The organism is Pseudomonas stagnisoli (assembly GCF_048595745.1).
Classification (GTDB): domain Bacteria; phylum Pseudomonadota; class Gammaproteobacteria; order Pseudomonadales; family Pseudomonadaceae; genus Aquipseudomonas; species Aquipseudomonas alcaligenes_A.
This window is the reverse complement of the sequence record NZ_CP184361.1, coordinates 2,397,198-2,415,184: the sequence shown is the minus strand read 5'-3', so window position 1 is coordinate 2,415,184 and position 17,987 is coordinate 2,397,198. Positions and strand designations below refer to the sequence as shown.

Below are 17,987 nucleotides of genomic sequence, written 5' to 3'. Positions count from 1 at the left end.
GGTGCTGCTCGATTTCGCCCAGCTGAGTGCGCTGGAAGCCTACCGCTGGCTGGCTGCGACTGTCACGCCGCGGCCCATTGCGTGGGTCTCCACACGCTCGCCCGAGGGCGTCGACAACCTGGCGCCGTTCAGCTTCTTCCAGGTGATCAGCGATCAGCCGCCGACCCTGATGATCAACGTCGGCAGTCGTGACGACGGCAGCCTCAAGGACAGTCTGCGCAATGCGCGTGATACCGGCGAACTGGTGATCCAGCTGGTGCCCTTTGCCCTTGCCGAGGCGATGAACGCCACGGCCGCGCTGCTCGGTCCGCAGGTCAGCGAGTTCGAACACTGTGGTATCGCCCGCGAGGCTTCGTTGCGCGTGGCGCCACCGCGAGTGGCCGGCGCACCGGTGGTGTTCGAGTGTCGGGTGGCGGAGATCCAGCCCTATCCGCGACAGGCGCCGAACTGCCACCTGATCTTCGCCGAAGTCTTGCTGGCACATATCGACGAGTCGGTTCTGGATGGCGAACGGCGCATCGACCCGGCTCGCCTCGACCTGGTCGGCCGCCTCGGTGGCAGCGGTTACACTCGCACGCGCGATGTTTTTCGCATGCAGCGACCTTCCTGACCCGTCGCACAGTTTCGTCAGCAACTGTTTCATGGCGCTTTGCCGGGCCAGTGTCGCCCAGTAGCATCGGCAGACTGGAACAGGAGCGAATGATGCGGACGAAACTGGATGCGGTATTGCACGAGGTCAATCAGGTGCTGCTGGGCAAGGAGCCGCAGGTGCGCCTGGCGCTGACCTGCCTGCTGGCGCGTGGTCACCTGCTGATCGAGGACCTGCCCGGGATGGGCAAGACCACCCTGAGCCAGGCCCTGGCGCGGGTACTGGGGTTGTCCTACCAGCGCATCCAGTTCACTTCCGACCTGCTGCCCGGCGACATTCTTGGCACTTCGGTGTTCGACAAGGACAGCGGCCAGTTCGTTTTCCACCCCGGGCCGATCTTTGCCGAGCTGGTGCTGGCCGACGAGATCAACCGTGCCACGCCGAAGAGCCAGAGTGCGTTGCTGGAGGCCATGGAGGAGGGCCAGGTGACCATCGAGGGGGCCACCCGACCGTTGCCGGAGCCTTTCTTCGTCATCGCCACGCAGAACCCGGTCAGTTCCGGCGGCACTTTTGCCCTGCCGGAGTCGCAGCTGGACCGTTTCCTCATGCGCCTCTCGCTGGGCTATCCGGCCCGAGCCGCCGAGCGTGCGCTGCTGCTCGGTGAAGCTCGTCGCGATCTGTTGCCACGTCTCGAGCCGATCCTGGATCACGCCGAACTTGCCGCGATTCAGGCTCTGATACCGCAGGTACGCACCAGCGATGCCCTGGTCGATTACGTGCTGCGCCTGGTCGAAGCGACGCGCAGCGAGGCGCAGTTCGCCTGGGGCCTGTCACCGCGGGCCAGTCTGGCGTTGTTGGCGGCGGCGCGGGCTTGGGCGTTCCTGGCCAACCGGGACTATGTGATTCCCGAGGATGTGCAGGCGGTGTTGCCCGCTGTCGTAGGCCATCGCCTGCGCGAGCGTGCCGACCCGGCCGGCCATGGTGGCGGCGCACTGGTGCAGTGGCTGCTGCGCGAAGTCTCGGCGGTGTGATGTTGCCGATCTCGCTCAAAGCCCGCTGGCGGCGCTGGGTGGTCAGGCGAATTCCCGCTGCGGCCCAGGTGCAGCTTGACCAGCGGCGCATTTTCATCATGCCCGACCGGGTCGGTGCCGCTTTTGCGCTGGTGCTGCTGCTGATGTTGCTGGCCGGCATCAACTACGAGAACAGCCTCGCCTATGGTCTGACCTTTCTGCTCGCCTCCGTGTTCGTGGTGGCGATCCTGCACACCTATCGCAACTTTGCCGGCTTGATCCTCAAGGCTGGTGCCAGCGGTGCCGTGTTCGTCGGCGAGCAGGCGCGCTTCAGGGTGCGTCTGGAAAGCGATGGCCGAGCCCACATGGCCATCGGTATTGGTTGGCCACCACAGCCGCTGCAGACGCAGGATGTACCGGCACAGGGACAGCGCGAATGTGAGCTGACCCAGCCTGCGTTGCAGCGCGGCTGGCTGCGGCCAGAACGCCTGCGGGTGGAAAGCCATTTCCCGCTGGGCATCCTGGTGGCCTGGAGCTGGGTCGACCTGGACCAGTCGGTACTGGTCTATCCGCGACCGCTGCAGGGCGAGCTGCCGCTAAGTGACGGCGGCTCGCTCGACGAGGAAGACGAGGGGCAACGCGCAACCGGTCAGGGCGCCGACGATTACCAGGGGCTGCGCAGCTATCAGCCCGGTGACTCCAAGCGGCGCCTGCACTGGAAGGCGTTCTCACGCGGCCAGGGTCTGCTGGTCAAGGACTTCGCCGCGCTGGCCGGGCGCGACCTGTGGCTGGATTTCCAGGCGCTCGGCGGTGACGCCGAGGAGCGTCTGTCGCGCCTGTGCTACTGGGTGCTGCAGCTGGACGCCCGGCAACAGGCCTATGGCCTGCGTCTGCCCGGCTGCGAACTGGCGCCGGATCATGGCGATGCCCATCGCGAGGCTTGCCTGCGTGCCCTGGCACTCTATGGAGTTCGCACATGAGCCTCGCTACCGCCCAACGGATCGCCGCCCGGCCTATCGCGGCTCGGCCGATCGCGGCCAGGCCGATTCCGCGCATCGCGCTGACCTGGCTGCTGGTCGCGCAGGTGCTGGTGATACTGCCGCACCTGCTGCACCTGCCGCTGTGGATCATCGGTTTGTGGCTGCTGTGCGCGGGCTGGCGGATCCAGGTGTTTCGCATGCGTGCGCGTTATCCGTCGCGCCTGGAGCGGGCGGCATTGATGCTCGGTACGGCGGCGGCGGTGTTCTTTTCGCGGGGCAGCCTGGTCGGCCTGGACGGCGGGGTACTGCTGCTGGTCGCCGCCTTCATCCTGAAGCTGGTGGAGTTGCGCAGCCGGCGCGATGCGCTGCTGCTTATCTTCCTCGGCTTCTTCGTGGTGGTGACCGGCTACCTGTTCGATGACGGCCCTCTGGCCGCTCTTTACAGCCTGCTACCGGTGACGGCGCTGCTGGCTGCGCTGATCGGCATGCAGCACAGAGGCATGGCCGAACGCCCGGCGGCCACGCTGAAGCTGGCCGGCGCGATGATGCTGCAGGCGGTACCGCTGATGCTGTTGCTGTTTCTGTTCTTTCCGCGACTGGGGCCGTTGTGGAGCCTTCCCAACTCCTCTAAAGGCCTGACAGGGTTGTCGGACAGCATGACTCCAGGAGATGTCGCCGAGCTGAGCCGATCTTCCGCCTTGGCATTCAGGGTCAGCTTCGAGGGCGATATGCCTCCCCAGTCTCAGCTTTATTGGAGAGCACTGACCCTGGAGGCGTTCGACGGACGACGCTGGTCGCAGTCCAGCGCTGCGCGGTTGCCGATGTCTCCCAGTTGGCAGAAGGTCGGCTCCCCGATCAGCTACAGCATCGTGATGCAGCCCAGTGGCCAGAGCTGGCTGTTCGCGCTTGATACAGCCGAAAGCTCCTTGTCCGGTGTCAGGCAGATGAGTGATTTCCGCCTCGAAAACAACAGGCCGGTTTTTCAGAATCTGCTCTATCAGGTGCAATCCTGGCCTGCCGCAATTAGGCAGCTGGATCTGCCCGCCGACGTCGTACAACGCACCTTGCAGCTTCCAGAGGAGGGTGACCCACGGAGTCGGTCATGGGCCCGGCAGCTCTGGCAAGAGAATGCCGATCCACAGTCCCTCGTTTCAGCGATGTTGAGGCATTTCGCGGATGAACCCTATGGCTATACGCTGAAACCACCGCCAGTGGGGCGCAACAGCATTGATGACTTCCTTTTTCGCACGCGCAAAGGCTTCTGTGCGCACTATGCAGGCGCCATGGTTTTTGTTCTTCGCGCGGCGGGCATACCCTCGCGGGTAGTAGCCGGTTATCAAGGGGGCGAGCTTAATCAGGACGGCAACTATCTTTCTGTACGGCAGCTCGATGCCCATGCATGGGTCGAATACTGGGTGGAGGGGAGAGGCTGGATCAGTGTCGACCCAACTTTCCAAGTTGCTCCTGAGCGTATCGAATTGGGTGCCGATGAAGCCTTTGCCGACGATGATGGCTTCCTGGAGGATTCACCTTTCTCTCCGCTGCATTACCGCGATCTCGCGTGGCTCAACGAGTTACGGTTCGGATGGGATAATCTCAACTACAACTGGCAACGCTGGGTTCTGGGCTACAAGAGCGAGCAGCAATTGCAGTTGCTGCAACGCTGGTTTGGGACCCTCGAGTGGAGTCGTCTAGCTCTGGCACTGGTAGGGGGGGGCGGTTTCCTGCTGGGCCTGCTGGCACTCTGGCTGTTCAAGCCTTGGCAGCGCGAGCGCGATCCCCAGCAACGTCTGCTGCGCCGTTACGAGGCGTTGCTGCTGCGTCATGGCGTACAGCGAGACAAGGGCGAGGGTGTGCGGGCCTTTGCCGAGCGCGCGGCGCAACGGTTGCCGCAGCAGGCGCAGGCGATCGATGCCTTTGCCCGGGCCTTCGAGGCTCAGCGCTATGCCGGTCAGCCGGCATCTCCCGAGCAACTGCGTGAACTGCTACGCCGCCTGCGCCGAGCGTTGCCCTGGCGTGCCAGGCCTGGCGGGTAGGGCTGATGATCGGCAATATCGCCGCTGAATCGGCTTTCCGTCAGACCGGGCTTTTCTCTAAGCTTCAGTCAGCATGACAGGAGATTGCGCATGACCTTCGCTGAACTGATTCACGCGGTGCATACCCACCCCCAACACGTCGTTGTGCCCGGGCTGTGGGGGCAGGGGCGCGCCACGTTCGGTGGCCTGGTGGCCGCCATGCTTTACGAGGCCATGCGCCTCAAGGTACCCGCCGGAAGGCCGGTGCGCTCGCTGTCGGTGACATTCGTCGGACCGCTGCTGATGGGAGAGCCCGCGGCTTTCGAGGTGGAAGTGCTGCGTGAGGGCAAGTCGGTCAGCCAGGTGGTCGGTCGCGCCATACAGAACGGCGCGGTGGTGGCCATGGCCCAGGGTAGCTTCGGTGCGTCGCGGCAGTCGGCGGTACGGGTCGAGGCCGAGGCGGCGCCCCACATGAAGGCTGTCGAGGACTGCCAGGAGCTGCCCTATGCGGCGGGCATCACCCCGGAGTTCACCCGCTTCCTGGCCATGCGCTGGGGCGAGGGCGGCATACCCTTCAGTTGCACGCCGGCACGGCATATGGGCGGTTGGGTGCGCCTGCGCAGCGACGTCAGCTACGACAAGGTGACTGAAGCCCATCTGCTGGCGCTGGTCGATGCCTGGCCGCCAGCGGTGCTGTCACACCTGAGCAAGCCGGCACCCGGCAGTTCGTTGACCTGGACCATCGAGTTCGTCCATCCGATTCCCAGCCTGACCACCCGCGACTGGTGCCTCTATCGCGCCGAGATCGAGCACGCCCTCGATGGCTATGGCCATATCGCGGCGCGCCTGTGGACGGCCGATGGCCAGTTGCTGGCGCTCAGCCGGCAGACCACCACGGTTTTCGACTAGACAACCGGTAGCCCGAAGAAAGCCCTGGCGCAGGCCGTACTGTGCGCAGCCAGCACCTCCTGGCTCTCGCCACGGTGCAGCGCCACCTCGCGCAGCACCTCGGTGAGGAAGGCCGGCTCGTTGTGTCCGCTCTTCGGTTTGGGCCGCAGGCTGCGCGGCAGCAGATAGGGCGCATCGCTCTCCAGCATCAGGCGACCGGCGGGAATGTCACGCAGTAGCGGCTGCAGGTGAGTGCCTCGGCGCTCGTCACAGACCCAGCCGGTGATGCCGATGTGCAGGTCGAGGTCCAGATAGCCGTACAGCGTTGCTTTGTCACCGGTGAAACAGTGCACCACCGCCGCCGGCAGGCGGTCGCGGAACTGACGCAGGATACCGGTGAGGCGTTCGCCCGCCTCGCGCTCGTGCAGGAACACCGGCAGCTGCAGCGCCACGGCCAGTTCCAGCTGTTCCTCCAGCGCCTTTTCCTGCAGCGGACGCGGCGAGAAGTCGCGGTTGAAATCCAGCCCGCATTCGCCCACTGCGCGCACCGGCACCTCGTTCAGCAGTGCGCGCAGCTGCCGCGCACTGTCGGCATTCCACTGGCTGGCGTCATGCGGATGCACACCGGCCGTGCTGAACAGCTGCAGACCGCTGTCGTCCAGCTCGCGGCAGAAGGTCAGCGCCCGCTCGCTTTCCTCCAGGCTGGTTCCGGTCAGCACCAGTTGGCACACGCCGGCCGCTCTGGCGCGTTCGAGTACTGCTTCGCGTTCCCGTGCCAGGCTGGGGTGGGTCAGGTTGACGCCGATGTCGATGAGTTGCATGGTGCTACCTCGCAATCCGAGCGGGGCAGCATAGCAGAGCCTTGCTTGCCGTAATAAAGCAAGTAAATACAGGTGGTTATGTATGCTTGTTAACGTTTATTACCAGCTCTGGCTGGCCGTTTGAGCGCCGCTGTGCCAACCTCCGCGCCCCCTGCGATGGAACCATCTGTCGCCCGGTCGGGCCAAGCCGTGCCCCGTTCCAGTCCGGAGGCCCGATGACGCGAGCGCTGCTGTTCCTGCTCTGCCTGCTGACGATACTGCCGGCCCACGCGCGGCTGAGTGGGCTGGGCGGCAACCTGCCGCACACCGGCAGCCAGCGTGACCTGGCGGAGATCCGCAAGAGTGGCGAGCTGCGCGTGCTGGTCAACCAGAGTCGCCACAGCTCGGGCGAGATCAAGGGCCAGGCCATTGGTATCGAGTACCAGCGCCTGCGCGCCTTCGGCCAGTACCTCAACCGCAATGCCCGCGAGGGTCGCGAGCTGCGTCTGAAGATAATTCCCAAGCCCAAGGACCAGCTGGTAGCCGCGCTACAGAAAGGCGAGGGCGACCTGGTCGCCCCCGGCGAGTTGCTCGATGCGCACCCCGGGCTCGGAATCAGCCCCAGCGCAGCCCTGCGCAGCGACGTGGCGCTGGTGGTGGTAGGCAATCGGCGTAACCGTCACTACAAGCGCCTGGAGGATATGTCCGGGCGCAGCCTGACGCTGCCGGTGGGCAGTGCCGTCAGTGACGCCCTGCGCGAGGTCAACCAGCAGCTGGCGCAGCAAGGCAAGCCACCGATCGCGGTGGAGTGGGCCGATACCAGTCTGGCCGTGGAGGATGTGCTGGAGATGGTGCAGGCCGGCATCTATCCCTGGACAGCGGTCGAGCTGCCGATTGCCGAGCGCTGGCAAAAAGTCATGCCGGGGCTGCGCATAGAGCGCCATCTGAGTATCGGCGCCAAGGGCGATATGAGTTGGTTCGTGCGTCGTGAATCACCGATGCTGCGCGCCAGCATCGATCGTTTCATCGCCGGCTACCGCACGCCGAGTGATCAGGACTCCGCTTTCCAGCGCTTTTACAGGCGCTCCTACAAAGTGCGCAACCCACTGTTGCCGATCGAACGGCAGCGTCTGGAAAAGGTGCGTGGAGTGCTGCAGAAACACGGCGAGAAGCAAGAGCTGGACTGGCTGCAGTTGGCTGCCGTGGCCTACAAGGAGTCCACCCTCAACCCGGCGGCGCGTGGCGCCTCGGGCGCCACCGGGCTGATGCAGATCACCCCAGCGGCGGCGCGCAGCGTTGGCGTCGGCAATATCCAGGCAGTGGACAACAATGTTCTGGCCGCGACCCGTTACATGGCGCGTATTCGCCGCGAGTTCTTCGCCAGCCGGCAGATTGGCGAGAGTGAGCGCATGGCCTTTGTGCTGGCGTCCTACAACATGGGGCCGCAGCGCGTGCAGAGCCTGCGGACCGAGGCGCGCAGGCGCGGTCTGAATCCCAACCAGTGGTTCTTTCAGGTCGAACGCGTGGCCATGGAGCAGCTGGGGATGGGCGTGGTCAGCTATGTCAACGCAGTGAACAAGTACTACCTTGCCTATGACCGCGAGCGTTTCCTGCTGGAGCCGCAGAAGCGCAAGCTGAGCGCCAAGAAATAATCGAAAATATCGATTTTTATTAGCGCATAATTGCGCTTTTATGATCGTTTAATTCGAATAGTATGTGCCTCACCAACCCCAACAACTCCTCCACAAGGAACTGGCACATGAACAAGCTGATCACCACCCTGATGTCCACCAACGCCGGCTACGGCATCACTCTGCTGCGCATCGTCACTGGCCTGACCTTCGCCGCCCACGGCGCACAGAAACTCTTCGGCTGGTTCGGTGGCTATGGCCTGGAGGGTGTCGCGCAGTGGATGGAAAGCATCGGCATCACCCCCGGCTACCTGATGGCCGTACTGGCCGGCAGTGCCGAGTTCTTCGGTGGCCTGGCGCTGGTGGTCGGCCTGCTGGTGCGCCCGGCGGCAGTTTCCCTGCTGGTGTCCATGGTGGTAGCCGCGGTGACCGTACACTGGGCCAACGGCTTCTTCATCACCAACAATGGCTTCGAGTACGCCATGATCCTCGGCCTGATCAGTGCCGTGCTGATCATCGAAGGTGCCGGCAAGCTGTCGCTGGACCGCGCCATCGCCCGCTGATCCGCTGCTTAGACAGAAAGGCCCGCAGTTGCGGGCCTTTCTGCGTTCAGAGTTTCTTTTCCCGGCTCTTCGCCAGCTGCTCCGCAGCGTCCAGACGCAGGCGCTCGCGCTCGTCGAAACGCTCCTCGGCGAGGCTGGCGATGGCGGCCTGGCGATCCTCTTCGCTGAGGCCGCTGTTGGCCTCGATGAGCGCCTTCTCCCGGCGGTAGGCGTCCAGCCGTTGCTGCCACTGCTGACGGCGCTGATCGAGTGCCTCCAGACGCGCGGTGGCCTCGGCGCCAACCAGTTGCAGACGCAGCTGGCGGATCTGCTCCGGGGCGGCACCCTGCGCCTGCAGGGCCGCAGTCTGCTGGCGCAGCTCGGCTTGCAGCTGCGGCACCAGCATCTCCTGCATGTCCTCCGGTAGCGTGGCGCGCAGGCGATCCATGGCCTCGGCCTTCTGCTGCTCGTTCAGCGACTGGTCGTGGCGGATCGCCAGGCGTTGCAGGGTGAACTGGTTGTAGGCTTCCTCCTGGGCAAAGAAGGCCTGGTGCGCCTCGCGGCTGAAGATGCTCGCGCGCAGGTTTTGCACGGCCTGCTCGCGCTGGCGCATGGCCTCCAGGCTGGCCATCTGTGGCAGGTCCTTTTCCAGCTGGATCAGCTGGCGCTTGTAGTCCAGGTACTGTTCCAGCAATGCCAGGGCCTGGCCCTCGGCGGGTTCAGCCAGCTGACTGCGGATATAGGCCTGCAGGCGAGCGATGCTGGTCTGAATACGCTCTTCGCCATAGGCGCTGAGGAAGTAATCGAAGATGCGCCGGATATCCATGCTGATCAGCAGGTTACCGGCATCATCGAGGCGGAACTGGCCGTCCACCTCGGTGCCGGCGAAAGAGGGCGGCAAGGTGCTCAAGGCGGCGCTGTCGGCAACTGCAGGCACTGGCTCGACTGGCGCCAATGGGGCAACAGCAGTCGGAACGGTCACCTGCCCGGCTAGTTGTTGTGCAGTGGGCTGCGGGGATGGATCGACAGGACTGAAGTACAGGGTCACGGCGACGCCTGCCCCGATCAGCAGGGGCACGGCCAATAGCAGCGGCTTGTTCACGGCGAGACTCGGCGGGGAGATAACATCGGGGCCCGTCCGGACCCCGATTCTTGGCTCAGAGACCGGCCAGCTTCAGGCGGTTGGCCTGCTGGCGGTACACGGTGACCGGATCGGTCTCGAACAGGCTGGTCAGGCCGAAGACCTGGTTGACCTCGTCGAGGTGGTTCATCCGGTAGTTGTCGCGAATCACTTTGCCCAGGCGCGAGCTGCAACGGCCGACCAGACCGTCGTTGGCTTCGTCGAAGGTCAGCGAGCTGGCGCCCATCAGCAGGTCGCTGACGTCGAGGATGTTGGTCAGCGGGCTGGTGCCACTCCAGGAGTAGTAGCTGACGCCATTGACCTTGTAGGCGCCTTCGCCACAGGCGCTGGTCGGAATGCCTTGCGGATACTTGGCGTTGAACGCCGCAGCGCCCTGGCTGTTCAGCGACTCGAGGGCGCCCAGTGCATTTTGCGGCGTGGTGCTGGGGCTGCCGGAGAGGAAGTTGATCAGCGTGCCCAGGCCGTTGACGATACCGGCGACCAATGCCTCACCGGCCGACCCCGGCGGAATCTGGCGGAGGAAATCGGCGGTGTCGGAACCCTTGTGCGGCGCACCGACACTGGTGACCGAGGCGACCAGATCGGGACGTATGGCGGCGACGTAGCGTATCGTCGGGCCGCCATGGCTGTGCCCGATCAGATTGACCTTGCCCTTGCCACTGATGGCGGCGATTTCTTCCACCTGGTCGAGCAGCTCTTCGCCGCGCAGCTCGGAGGTGTTCAGCTGGCTGACTTCGGTGATGTAGACGCTGGCACCGTCCGAGCGCAGGGAGGAGGGGATGCCGTACCAGTAGTCGACGCCGAGGATGCTGTCGAAGCCCAGCATGCCGTGGGTCAGGACGATCGGATACTTGGTCTTGGTGTAGCCGGTGGAGCCGAACAGGCCGGCGTTAGCCTGGCCGGACAGCAGCAGGCTGCTACCGACACAGAGGGCGAGCAGGGTTTTCTTATTATTCATCTGGTGCTCTCGAACGGTGGAAAGGCAGTGAATCCGTCCTTGCGTCAGCCATCCGCTTCCCTCCTGGAAACGGTACTTCAGCTCGCCTGGAGGGGCATGATTTGTGCCAGTTTCGACGAAATTAGAGCGAGCGCTCTAAACGGGCGTTTGCGGCGCGACCCTCATTGCAGTGGGGCCCTGGCCGGCAGCAGAGCTTGTTACCGAGAGAAACAGCCGGTGCGATTGTGCGGCTGCGGCTGGCCGACCGGCCAGCGCTGCAGGGACAGGTACTGGCCGCCAGCCGAATGGTAGAGATGCAGCTGGTCGACGCGCCAGGCAAAGCTGGGCACTGTGCGTGTCTCGGCAGGCCGGCTGTTGCGGGCGAGAGTCAGGTGCGGGCGATAGGGACGTGAGTCCAGCGTGAAGCCATCGAGCTTCAGCTGCTGCTGCAGCGCCCAGGCCAGTTTCAGCAGGGTCTGCGGCGGTTGGCTGGGCGCCAGGTGCAGCAGCCCTTCGGGCCAGCAGTCGAGGTGATCCAGGTTCAGGTCGAAGGCCAGGTCCGCCAGCGCTAGCTTTGGCGGAACTCGCTGCAACAGCTGCACTCGGCTCTCCGGCACCTGGCCGAGAAAGGCCAGCGTTACATGCAGGTTGGCGGCTGGCACCGGTTTGCCGGCGAAGTGCTGGTCCTGTCGCCAGGCATCGATCTGGGCGGCGATTTTGGTTGGACAGGGCAGGGCGAAGAACAGTCGCAGCATGGTCTCACCTTGACAGCATTGGGCGGCATTTTTAGGATCACACCCCATAGCGCCGATTTAAGAGCAACTTGCGGGGCGCTGCCCGGTTGGGCAAATACCGCTAAAGCGCTGGCCGGTGTCGCCTCCCACCGCAGTCCGGCGGGACTATGAGGCCGAGACTGTATCCATGAGTTGTCCGCGTACCCATCTGTATTTCTCCCCTCTGCCGCGCACCGCGGTCAATCGCCATCCGCACGTTCTGCTGGTCGGCAGCCATCAGCCGCGTCTGCTCAAGAGTCTGGAAGGCTGGCCTAAGCAGTGGCCAGGGGCGCGCAATTTCCTGATCCGTTTCGCCAATGCCCAGGCAAAGGCGCTGGCAGACCTGCCGGCCGATGCCTTTGACCTGGTGGTGGTGGGCGCTGAAGCGCGGCCGCTGGACCGCGAGCTGGTTGGCCAGCTGATCCGCGTGGCGCGCCAGGGCCTGATCAGCCTGCGCTGACCTGCGGGTATTCGATGTTGGTGATGTAGAACGCCTGCTCGCCACCAGGCGTCTGCACCCGCACCTCGGCATCCAGCGCCTTGCCGACCAGGGCCCGTGCCAGCGGCGAGTCGATGCTGATCAAACCCTGCTTGAGGTCCAGCTCGTCAGGCCCGACGATGCGGTAGCGCGATTCGGCGCCGTCATCGTCCTCCAGGGTCACCCAGGCGCCGAAGTAGACCTTGTTCGGGTCGGCCGGGCGGGCATCCACCACCTTGAGATTCTCCAGGCGCTTGGTCAGGAAACGCACGCGGCTGTCGATCTCGCGCAGCATTTTCTTGCCGTAGATGTATTCGGCGTTTTCCGAGCGATCACCCAGGGCCGCCGCCTCGCTGACCGCCTGGGTCACCTGGGGACGGCGCACGTGCCACAGCTCGTGCAGCTCGGCGCGCAGACGCGCCTCGCCTTCGGGGGTGATCAGCGGCGTGCCGGCGGTACGGGGGGGACGATAACGGCTCATGGTGCTCGCGAGGTCTTGAGGGAGAGCGATTCTAGCAAGCTCAGACTTCGCGCAGCACCGTCAGCGGCGAGGCGTTCAGCGCCCGTCGCGTGCCCCAGACACCCGCGCCCCCAACCAGCAGGGCGCCGATCAGCGGCAACAGCAGCAGCCAGGGATGCGGCTGCCACTGTAACTCCAGCGCATAGCGGTACAGCAGGAAGCTTGCCAGCTCGCAGCCGACCGCGGCCAGCAATCCGCTGCCGGCGCCCAGCAGGCCGAACTCGGCACGCCGTGCGCGTAGCAGCAGGCGCCGCTCCGCACCCAGCGCGCGCAGCAGGGCCCCCTGACGCAGGCGCTCGTCGAGGGTCGCCTGCAGGCCGGCGAACAGCACCGCCAGGCCGGCCGCGAGGACGAACAGCAACACGTACTCCACCGCCAGACTGACCTGAGCCATGATGCTGCGCAGCTGCTCCAGCAGGGCCTCGACCTGCAGCAGGGTGACGGCGGGGAACTGCCGCGACAGCTCCACCAGTTGTTTCTCGCTGTGCGGCGGCAGGTAGAAACTGGTCAGGTAGGTGGCCGGTAGATCCTGCAGGGTGCCCGGCTCGAAGACCATGTAGAAGTTGGGCTGGAAACTGTCCCACTCCACCTGGCGCAGGCTGCTGACCCGCGCCTTGCGCTCCAGGCCGCCGACACTGAAGTTCAGTTCGTCGCCCAGTTTCAGGCCGAGGCTCTCGGCCAGCTCGGATTCCACCGAGACGCCGGGCAGATCACTCTGTGGCAGGTCATTCCACCATTGACCATCGACCAGCACGTTGCCTTCAGGAAGGTTCGCAGCCCAGGTCAGGCTGAGGTCGCGCTGGATGGCGCGCTCACCCTGGCTCTCCTTGCTGACGATGCCCTGCACCGGCTCGCCGTTGATCAGGGTCAGGCGCCCGGCAACGATCGGGTAGAGCGGTGCCGGATGCGGCGACAGTTCAGCCAGACGTGCAGCGAAGGCTCCGCGCTCTTCCGGCAGGATGTTGAGCGCGAAGTGGTTGGGCGACTCCGCGGGCAGTTGGTCCTGCCAGGTATCGAGCAGTTCGCCACGCAGCAGGGCGATCAGCGCCATGGCCAGCAGGATCAGGCCGAAGGCCAGCGACTGGCCGGCAGCCGCCAGCGGATGACGCAGCAGCTGGCCGAGGCCGAGGCGCCAGGGCAGGGAGGCGCGGGCCAGCAGGCGACGCAGGGCGTTCAGGCCGAACAGCAGCACGCCGCCAAGCAGCAGGGTGGCGAGCAGGCCGCCGCCAAGCAGGCCCAGCGTCAACTTAAGGTCCAGGCTCAGGCGCCACATGATCAGACCCAGGGCCAGCAATGCGGCGCCATATACCAGCCAGCTGCTGGGGGGCACGGGCAGCAGGTCGCGGCGCAGTACGCGCAGCGGCGGCACGCGCCCCAGGGCTGCCAGCGGTGGCAAGGCAAAGCCTGCGAGGGCTACCAACCCTGTGGCCATGCCAGCGATTGCCGGCAGCAGGCCGCCCGGCGGCACGCCCGGTGGCAGCAGACCCTGCAGCAATTGGAACAGCACCAGCTGTCCTATCCAGCCAAGCAGGGCGCCAGCGAGGCACGCCAACAGCCCGAGCATGGCCAGCTGCAGGCCAAAGAGACTCAGTGCTTCGCGGCGCGACAGGCCCAGGCAGCGCAGCAGCGCACTGGCGTCGAAACGACGGGCAGCGAAGCGTGCGGCAGACAGCGCCACCGCAACGCCGGCCAGCAGCACGGCAGCCAGGCTTGCCAGATTCAGGTAGCGCTCGGCGCGACCCAGGGCGCCGCCGATCTGGCGGTTACCATCGCGTGCGTCCTCCAGGCGCTGGTGAGCGGCCAGGCTTTTCTCGGTCGCTTCGCGATAACGCGCCAGCGTATCGCTATCGCCACGCCAGAGGTCGCGGTAGCGTACCCGGCTGCCCGGCTGCACCACGCCGGTGGAGGCCAGGTCTTCAAGGTTGATCAGCACGCGCGGCGTGAGGCTGTAGAAGTCGCCGGCGCGATCCGGCTCGTAAGTCAGCACCCGGGTCAGTCGCAACTGGCGGCTGCCGACCTCGATGCTCTGGCCGACTCGCAGATCCAGCGCGGCAAACAGGCGGGCCTCGGCCCAGGCTTCACCGGGACCGGGGCCACCGCCGGGCTGTTCGGCCGCATAAGGCTCGGCGGCACTCTTGAGTTCGCCGCGCAGCGGATAGCTGCCGCTGGCAGCCTTGATACTGGCCAGTTGAATGCCCTGCTCACCGGCAATCACGCTGGCGAACTCGACCACCTGGGCATGCTCCAGCCCCAGCTGCGTGCCGACCTCGATCTGCTCGGGCAGGGCGGCGGCGCTGCCGCTCAGCACCAGATCGGCGCCGAGGAACTCGGTGGCACGCAACAGCATGGCGCCGTTGAGGCGCGCGCCGAAGTAGCCGATGGCCGTGCTGGCGGCCACGGCCACCAGCAGGGCGAAAAACAGCACGCGCAGCTCGCCGGCGCGGGCGTCGCGCAGTAACTGGCGCCAGGCAAGAACGAACAGGCGGGCGCGCATCAGGGTTCCACGCTGTCGATCAGGCGCCCGGCTTCCAGACGGATCAGGCGACGGCAACGATGCGCCAGGCGCTCGTCATGGGTGACCAGTACCAGCGTGGTGCCGCGCTCCTTGTTCAGCTCGAACAGCAGATCGCTGATGCGCTCGCCGGTATGGCTGTCGAGATTACCGGTCGGCTCGTCGGCGAAGAGTATCGCCGGCTCGGCAGCAAAGGCGCGGGCAATAGCCACGCGCTGCTGCTCACCGCCCGACAGCTGGCGCGGGTAGTGACTGAAGCGCTGGCCCAGGCCGACTCGCTCCAGCAGTGCTGCGGCACGCTGGCGGGCATCGCTGCGGCCTTCCAGCTCCAGCGGCAGCATGACATTTTCCAGGGCGTTGAGGTTGTCCAGCAACTGGAACGACTGGAACACGAAGCCGACATGCTCGGCGCGCACTCGCGCGCGGCGGTCCTCGTCCAGTGCCTGCAGCGCATGACCTGCCAGCTCGACCTCGCCGGAGCTGGGCAGGTCGAGCCCTGCGAGCAGGCCCAGCAGCGTGGATTTGCCGGAGCCTGAGCTGCCAACGATTGCCAGGCTGTCGCCTTTTGCCAGATCCAGCGACAGGTCGTGGAGGATGGCCAGCTCGCCTTCCGTGCTGGGTACCACTTTGCTAAGGTGCCGCGCATTAAGAATGCTTGCGCTCATGGAGAATCCGATGCGTGCATTGTGGATGAGCGGTGCACTGACACTGCTGATGTGGGCACAGGGCGCACTGGCCGGCACCGTCCTGGTGGTCGGGGATAGTATCAGCGCCGCTTTGGGAGTGGATACCCGCCAGGGTTGGGTCGCGCTGCTGCAGAAACGCCTGCAGGAAGGCGGTTTCGAGCATCAGGTGGTGAATGCCTCGATCAGTGGCGATACCAGCTCAGGCGGCGCCGCACGGCTGCCGGCGCTGCTTGCCCGCCATCAGCCAGAACTGGTGGTCATCGAGCTGGGTGGCAATGATGGCCTGCGTGGCCAGCCGCTACTGCAATTGCAACAGAATCTTGCGCGGATGATCGATGCCTCCCGTGCGGCGGGTGCCAATGTGCTGCTATTAGGCATGCGTCTGCCACCCAACTACGGTCAGCGCTACACTCAGGGGTTCGCTCAGGTCTATGCGGACCTCGCTGCGGGCAAGCAGGTGGCCCTGGTGCCCTTCCTGCTCGATGGCGTCGGCGGCGTCCCGGGCATGATGCAGGCCGATGGCATCCACCCAACGGCAGCGGCTCAGCCGATCATGCTGGAGAACGTCTGGCCGACGCTGGAGCCTCTGCTCTGAGCCTTCCCCGCCTGCGGGCTTTCGGCTATCGTGGCGCCCCCGCCCTGGAGCCGTGAATGCCGCGTCCCGCCTGGTCCCTGTATGCCTATCAACTGATCGTGCCCGACGAACAGCTTGACCTGTTCGCCTGCCGTGAGGCCAAGGTGCATCTGGTGGCGCGCCAGTTGGAGCTGGGCGGATTCGCCGATCGCACCCTGTGTGGCGGCTTGCTGCCTGCGCTACCGGTGATGCGCGATGTGGACAGGGCCGGCCTGCGCGACAGGCGATTGTGTGCCTACTGTCGCGAGATCCTCGAGGCGCAGCGTCGCGGTGAACGGCCGCTATGGCCCGAAACCTGAGCTCTCCCGGCGCGCGCGCCGTCGGTGTACAATCCCGAGTCTTTCCATCAGCCATTCTTGCCAAGGATTTACGGATGTTGTCGCTCGCCCGCTCCCTGAGCCTCGCCAGCCTGATCGTGGCCGGCCCTGCTGCCGCCCTCGAACTGCCTCTGCCGCCTCCGGGCGAAGATATCGTCGGTCAGATCCAGGTGATCAAGGCCAAGTACGAAGACACCTTCGCCGATATCGCCACGGCTAACGACCTGGGTTATCTGGAGATGGTAGCGGCCAACCCGGGCGTTGACGCCTGGCTGCCAGGCGAGGGTGCCGAAATCATCCTGCCGACCCGCTATATCCTGCCGCCGGGGCCGCGTGAGGGTATCGTCATCAACCTGGCCGAGTACCGCATGTACTACTTCCCGAAGGGGCAAAACGTCGTGCATACCTACCCGCTGGGTATCGGTCGCGAAGGCTGGGGTTCGCCCATTGCCCACACCACCATCACTGGTAAAACGCCGAACCCGGGCTGGACGCCGCCAGCGTCCATTCGTGCCGAGCACGCTGCCGATGGTGATCCGCTGCCGGCCTACGTGCCGCCAGGTCCGGACAATCCGCTGGGGCCGTTCAAGTTTACCCTGGGGACTCCTGGCTACCTGATCCATGGCTCGAACAAGAAGTTCGGTATCGGTATGCGCGTCAGTCACGGCTGCTTCCGCATGCTCAACAACAACGTGCTGGAGCTGGCCAAGATGGCGCCGGTAGGTACTTCGGTGCGTATCGTCAATGAGCCTTACAAGTTTGGTGTCAGCGGCGGCAAGATCTATCTGGAGGCTCATGAGCCGCTGAGCGACAGTGGTGAGCCGTCTGTTGTGGACAAGCACACCGCCGTGATCAATGCCCTGCTGAAGAACGAGCAGCTTGCCGGCAGCATGCGCCTGGACTGGGACATGGTGCGCGAGGTGGTAGCCTCCGAAGATGGCATGCCGATCGAGATCGCCGTGCCTCAGGAGGCGGTGGCCAACCACGAGGCCGCTCCACTGGAGATGTAAGACTCTTGGCGTCAAAGAGCCCGTCCGCAGCAATGCCGGCGGGCTTTTTGTTGGCCTGAGCAAATCGCAGGCATTAAAAAAGCCGCTCCGGCGAACCGGGGCGGCTTCTTCAAAGCCTTGGCAAGGATTACTTGCGGCTGGCTTTTTCCAGCATGCGCAGAGCGCGCTCGTTGGCTTCGTCAGCGGTCTGCTGAGCCTTCTGAGCAGCGGCCAGAGCCTCGTCAGCCTTACGGTAGGCTTCGTCGGCACGAGCTTGAGCACGGGCAGCGGCGTCTTCGGTAGCGGTCAGACGGGCTTCGGTTTCTTTGGATACGCTGCTGCAACCGGTGGCCAGAACGGCGGCCAGAGCCAGAGCAGAGAATTTCAGAACGTTGTTCATCGTGTTCCCCTTAAGGTGGACTTTCCATGAAAAGCAATTTCCCGAGCGTGGGAAATTAGCCGGGCTACATACTACCCGTTACTTTTAGTAAGTAAACTGGCCTCGCGCAAGGGAAGCAAAAAAAACTTTGCTCCGATCTGCATCC

Annotated in this window: 19 protein-coding genes; 11 read left to right on the top strand and 8 right to left on the bottom strand. The window is 65.0% G+C overall.

Going from position 1 to position 17,987, the window contains the following annotated elements; translation table 11 throughout:
* Position 1 precedes the first annotated feature (1 nt).
* From ACOAPY_RS11575 to ACOAPY_RS11555, 5 genes are all read left to right on the top strand, one after another.
* Complete coding sequence (locus tag ACOAPY_RS11575) at positions 2-610, top strand: flavin reductase family protein (protein ID WP_465153362.1); 609 nt, start codon at positions 2-4, stop codon at positions 608-610.
* Between the two features lie 92 nt (positions 611-702).
* Positions 703-1,620 carry an AAA family ATPase gene (locus tag ACOAPY_RS11570; protein WP_076426621.1) on the top strand — a complete coding sequence of 306 codons (918 nt, stop codon included), beginning with the start codon at positions 703-705 and terminating at the stop codon, positions 1,618-1,620.
* Positions 1,620-2,579 carry a DUF58 domain-containing protein gene (locus tag ACOAPY_RS11565; protein WP_465153361.1) on the top strand — a complete coding sequence of 320 codons (960 nt, stop codon included), beginning with the start codon at positions 1,620-1,622 and terminating at the stop codon, positions 2,577-2,579. The genes ACOAPY_RS11570 and ACOAPY_RS11565 overlap by 1 nt, the downstream gene beginning before the upstream one ends.
* A gap of 50 nt (positions 2,580-2,629) precedes the next feature.
* Positions 2,630-4,615: a transglutaminase TgpA family protein gene (locus tag ACOAPY_RS11560; protein WP_465156782.1), complete on the top strand. Its 1,986-nt coding sequence runs from the start codon at positions 2,630-2,632 to the stop codon at positions 4,613-4,615.
* Between the two features lie 90 nt (positions 4,616-4,705).
* Positions 4,706-5,503 carry an acyl-CoA thioesterase gene (locus ACOAPY_RS11555; protein ID WP_076578610.1) on the top strand — a complete coding sequence of 266 codons (798 nt, stop codon included), beginning with the start codon at positions 4,706-4,708 and terminating at the stop codon, positions 5,501-5,503.
* Here the strand turns inward: ACOAPY_RS11555 and ACOAPY_RS11550 are convergent.
* Entirely contained in the window at positions 5,500-6,303 is an 804-nt protein-coding gene (locus ACOAPY_RS11550; RefSeq protein WP_465153360.1) for a TatD family hydrolase, read from the bottom strand. The genes ACOAPY_RS11555 and ACOAPY_RS11550 overlap by 4 nt on opposite strands.
* A gap of 215 nt (positions 6,304-6,518) precedes the next feature.
* On the opposite strand from ACOAPY_RS11550, the gene ACOAPY_RS11545 reads away from it, so the two are divergent.
* A complete protein-coding gene (locus tag ACOAPY_RS11545) occupies positions 6,519-7,934 on the top strand; it encodes an MltF family protein (RefSeq protein ID WP_465153359.1) in 1,416 nt (471 codons plus the stop codon).
* 107 nt (positions 7,935-8,041) lie between these two features.
* Complete coding sequence (locus tag ACOAPY_RS11540; RefSeq protein WP_076578616.1) at positions 8,042-8,476, top strand: DoxX family protein; 435 nt, start codon at positions 8,042-8,044, stop codon at positions 8,474-8,476.
* Positions 8,477-8,522: 46 nt separating this feature from the next.
* Here the strand turns inward: ACOAPY_RS11540 and ACOAPY_RS11535 are convergent, their stop codons facing one another.
* The 3 genes from ACOAPY_RS11535 to thpR all read right to left on the bottom strand — a co-directional run bounded on the left by ACOAPY_RS11535 (position 8,523) and on the right by thpR (position 11,288).
* Positions 8,523-9,557, bottom strand: coding sequence for a lipase secretion chaperone (locus ACOAPY_RS11535; protein WP_465153358.1), 1,035 nt, complete (start codon positions 9,555-9,557; stop codon positions 8,523-8,525).
* 55 nt (positions 9,558-9,612) lie between these two features.
* Complete coding sequence (locus ACOAPY_RS11530; protein ID WP_465153357.1) at positions 9,613-10,554, bottom strand: alpha/beta fold hydrolase; 942 nt, start codon at positions 10,552-10,554, stop codon at positions 9,613-9,615.
* A gap of 197 nt (positions 10,555-10,751) precedes the next feature.
* Positions 10,752-11,288: an RNA 2',3'-cyclic phosphodiesterase gene (thpR, locus tag ACOAPY_RS11525; protein ID WP_465153356.1), complete on the bottom strand. Its 537-nt coding sequence runs from the start codon at positions 11,286-11,288 to the stop codon at positions 10,752-10,754.
* A 166-nt stretch (positions 11,289-11,454) separates the two neighbouring features.
* On the opposite strand from thpR, the gene ACOAPY_RS11520 reads away from it, so the two are divergent.
* Complete coding sequence (locus ACOAPY_RS11520) at positions 11,455-11,766, top strand: class I SAM-dependent methyltransferase (protein WP_465153355.1); 312 nt, start codon at positions 11,455-11,457, stop codon at positions 11,764-11,766.
* Here ACOAPY_RS11520 and greB read toward each other — a convergent pair.
* The 3 genes from greB to ACOAPY_RS11505 are packed head-to-tail and all read right to left on the bottom strand — an operon-like array spanning position 11,753 to position 15,481.
* Positions 11,753-12,265, bottom strand: coding sequence for a transcription elongation factor GreB (greB, locus tag ACOAPY_RS11515; protein ID WP_272793600.1), 513 nt, complete (start codon positions 12,263-12,265; stop codon positions 11,753-11,755). The genes ACOAPY_RS11520 and greB overlap by 14 nt on opposite strands.
* 40 nt (positions 12,266-12,305) lie before the next feature.
* Positions 12,306-14,798 carry an ABC transporter permease gene (locus ACOAPY_RS11510; protein ID WP_465153354.1) on the bottom strand — a complete coding sequence of 831 codons (2,493 nt, stop codon included), beginning with the start codon at positions 14,796-14,798 and terminating at the stop codon, positions 12,306-12,308.
* Entirely contained in the window at positions 14,798-15,481 is a 684-nt protein-coding gene (locus tag ACOAPY_RS11505; RefSeq protein WP_076426633.1) for an ABC transporter ATP-binding protein, read from the bottom strand. The genes ACOAPY_RS11510 and ACOAPY_RS11505 overlap by 1 nt, the downstream gene beginning before the upstream one ends.
* A 10-nt stretch (positions 15,482-15,491) precedes the next feature.
* Between ACOAPY_RS11505 and ACOAPY_RS11500 the strand changes: the two genes are divergently transcribed.
* From ACOAPY_RS11500 to ACOAPY_RS11490, 3 genes are all read left to right on the top strand, one after another.
* Positions 15,492-16,097: an arylesterase gene (locus tag ACOAPY_RS11500; RefSeq protein WP_465153353.1), complete on the top strand. Its 606-nt coding sequence runs from the start codon at positions 15,492-15,494 to the stop codon at positions 16,095-16,097.
* A gap of 56 nt (positions 16,098-16,153) precedes the next feature.
* Positions 16,154-16,435, top strand: coding sequence for a hypothetical protein (locus ACOAPY_RS11495; protein ID WP_076578630.1), 282 nt, complete (start codon positions 16,154-16,156; stop codon positions 16,433-16,435).
* A 74-nt stretch (positions 16,436-16,509) separates the two neighbouring features.
* A complete protein-coding gene (locus tag ACOAPY_RS11490) occupies positions 16,510-17,463 on the top strand; it encodes a L,D-transpeptidase family protein (protein WP_465153352.1) in 954 nt (317 codons plus the stop codon).
* Positions 17,464-17,590: 127 nt separating this feature from the next.
* Here ACOAPY_RS11490 and oprI read toward each other — a convergent pair whose 3' ends face one another.
* A complete protein-coding gene (gene oprI, locus ACOAPY_RS11485) occupies positions 17,591-17,842 on the bottom strand; it encodes an outer membrane lipoprotei OprI (protein ID WP_003448337.1) in 252 nt (83 codons plus the stop codon).
* Positions 17,843-17,987: the final 145 nt, after the last annotated feature.

Coding starts and splice junctions, on each gene's coding strand:
- ACOAPY_RS11490 (WP_465153352.1), top strand. CDS start 16,510: ATGTTGTCGCTCGCCCGCTCCCTGAGCCTCGCCAGCCTGATCGTGGCC.
- ACOAPY_RS11570 (WP_076426621.1), top strand. CDS start 703: ATGCGGACGAAACTGGATGCGGTATTGCACGAGGTCAATCAGGTGCTG.
- ACOAPY_RS11550 (WP_465153360.1), bottom strand. CDS start 6,303: ATGCAACTCATCGACATCGGCGTCAACCTGACCCACCCCAGCCTGGCA.
- ACOAPY_RS11510 (WP_465153354.1), bottom strand. CDS start 14,798: ATGCGCGCCCGCCTGTTCGTTCTTGCCTGGCGCCAGTTACTGCGCGAC.
- ACOAPY_RS11500 (WP_465153353.1), top strand. CDS start 15,492: ATGCGTGCATTGTGGATGAGCGGTGCACTGACACTGCTGATGTGGGCA.
- ACOAPY_RS11505 (WP_076426633.1), bottom strand. CDS start 15,481: ATGAGCGCAAGCATTCTTAATGCGCGGCACCTTAGCAAAGTGGTACCC.
- ACOAPY_RS11555 (WP_076578610.1), top strand. CDS start 4,706: ATGACCTTCGCTGAACTGATTCACGCGGTGCATACCCACCCCCAACAC.
- ACOAPY_RS11565 (WP_465153361.1), top strand. CDS start 1,620: ATGTTGCCGATCTCGCTCAAAGCCCGCTGGCGGCGCTGGGTGGTCAGG.
- ACOAPY_RS11520 (WP_465153355.1), top strand. CDS start 11,455: ATGAGTTGTCCGCGTACCCATCTGTATTTCTCCCCTCTGCCGCGCACC.
- greB (WP_272793600.1), bottom strand. CDS start 12,265: ATGAGCCGTTATCGTCCCCCCCGTACCGCCGGCACGCCGCTGATCACC.
- ACOAPY_RS11530 (WP_465153357.1), bottom strand. CDS start 10,554: ATGAATAATAAGAAAACCCTGCTCGCCCTCTGTGTCGGTAGCAGCCTG.
- thpR (WP_465153356.1), bottom strand. CDS start 11,288: ATGCTGCGACTGTTCTTCGCCCTGCCCTGTCCAACCAAAATCGCCGCC.
- oprI (WP_003448337.1), bottom strand. CDS start 17,842: ATGAACAACGTTCTGAAATTCTCTGCTCTGGCTCTGGCCGCCGTTCTG.
- ACOAPY_RS11540 (WP_076578616.1), top strand. CDS start 8,042: ATGAACAAGCTGATCACCACCCTGATGTCCACCAACGCCGGCTACGGC.
- ACOAPY_RS11495 (WP_076578630.1), top strand. CDS start 16,154: ATGCCGCGTCCCGCCTGGTCCCTGTATGCCTATCAACTGATCGTGCCC.
- ACOAPY_RS11545 (WP_465153359.1), top strand. CDS start 6,519: ATGACGCGAGCGCTGCTGTTCCTGCTCTGCCTGCTGACGATACTGCCG.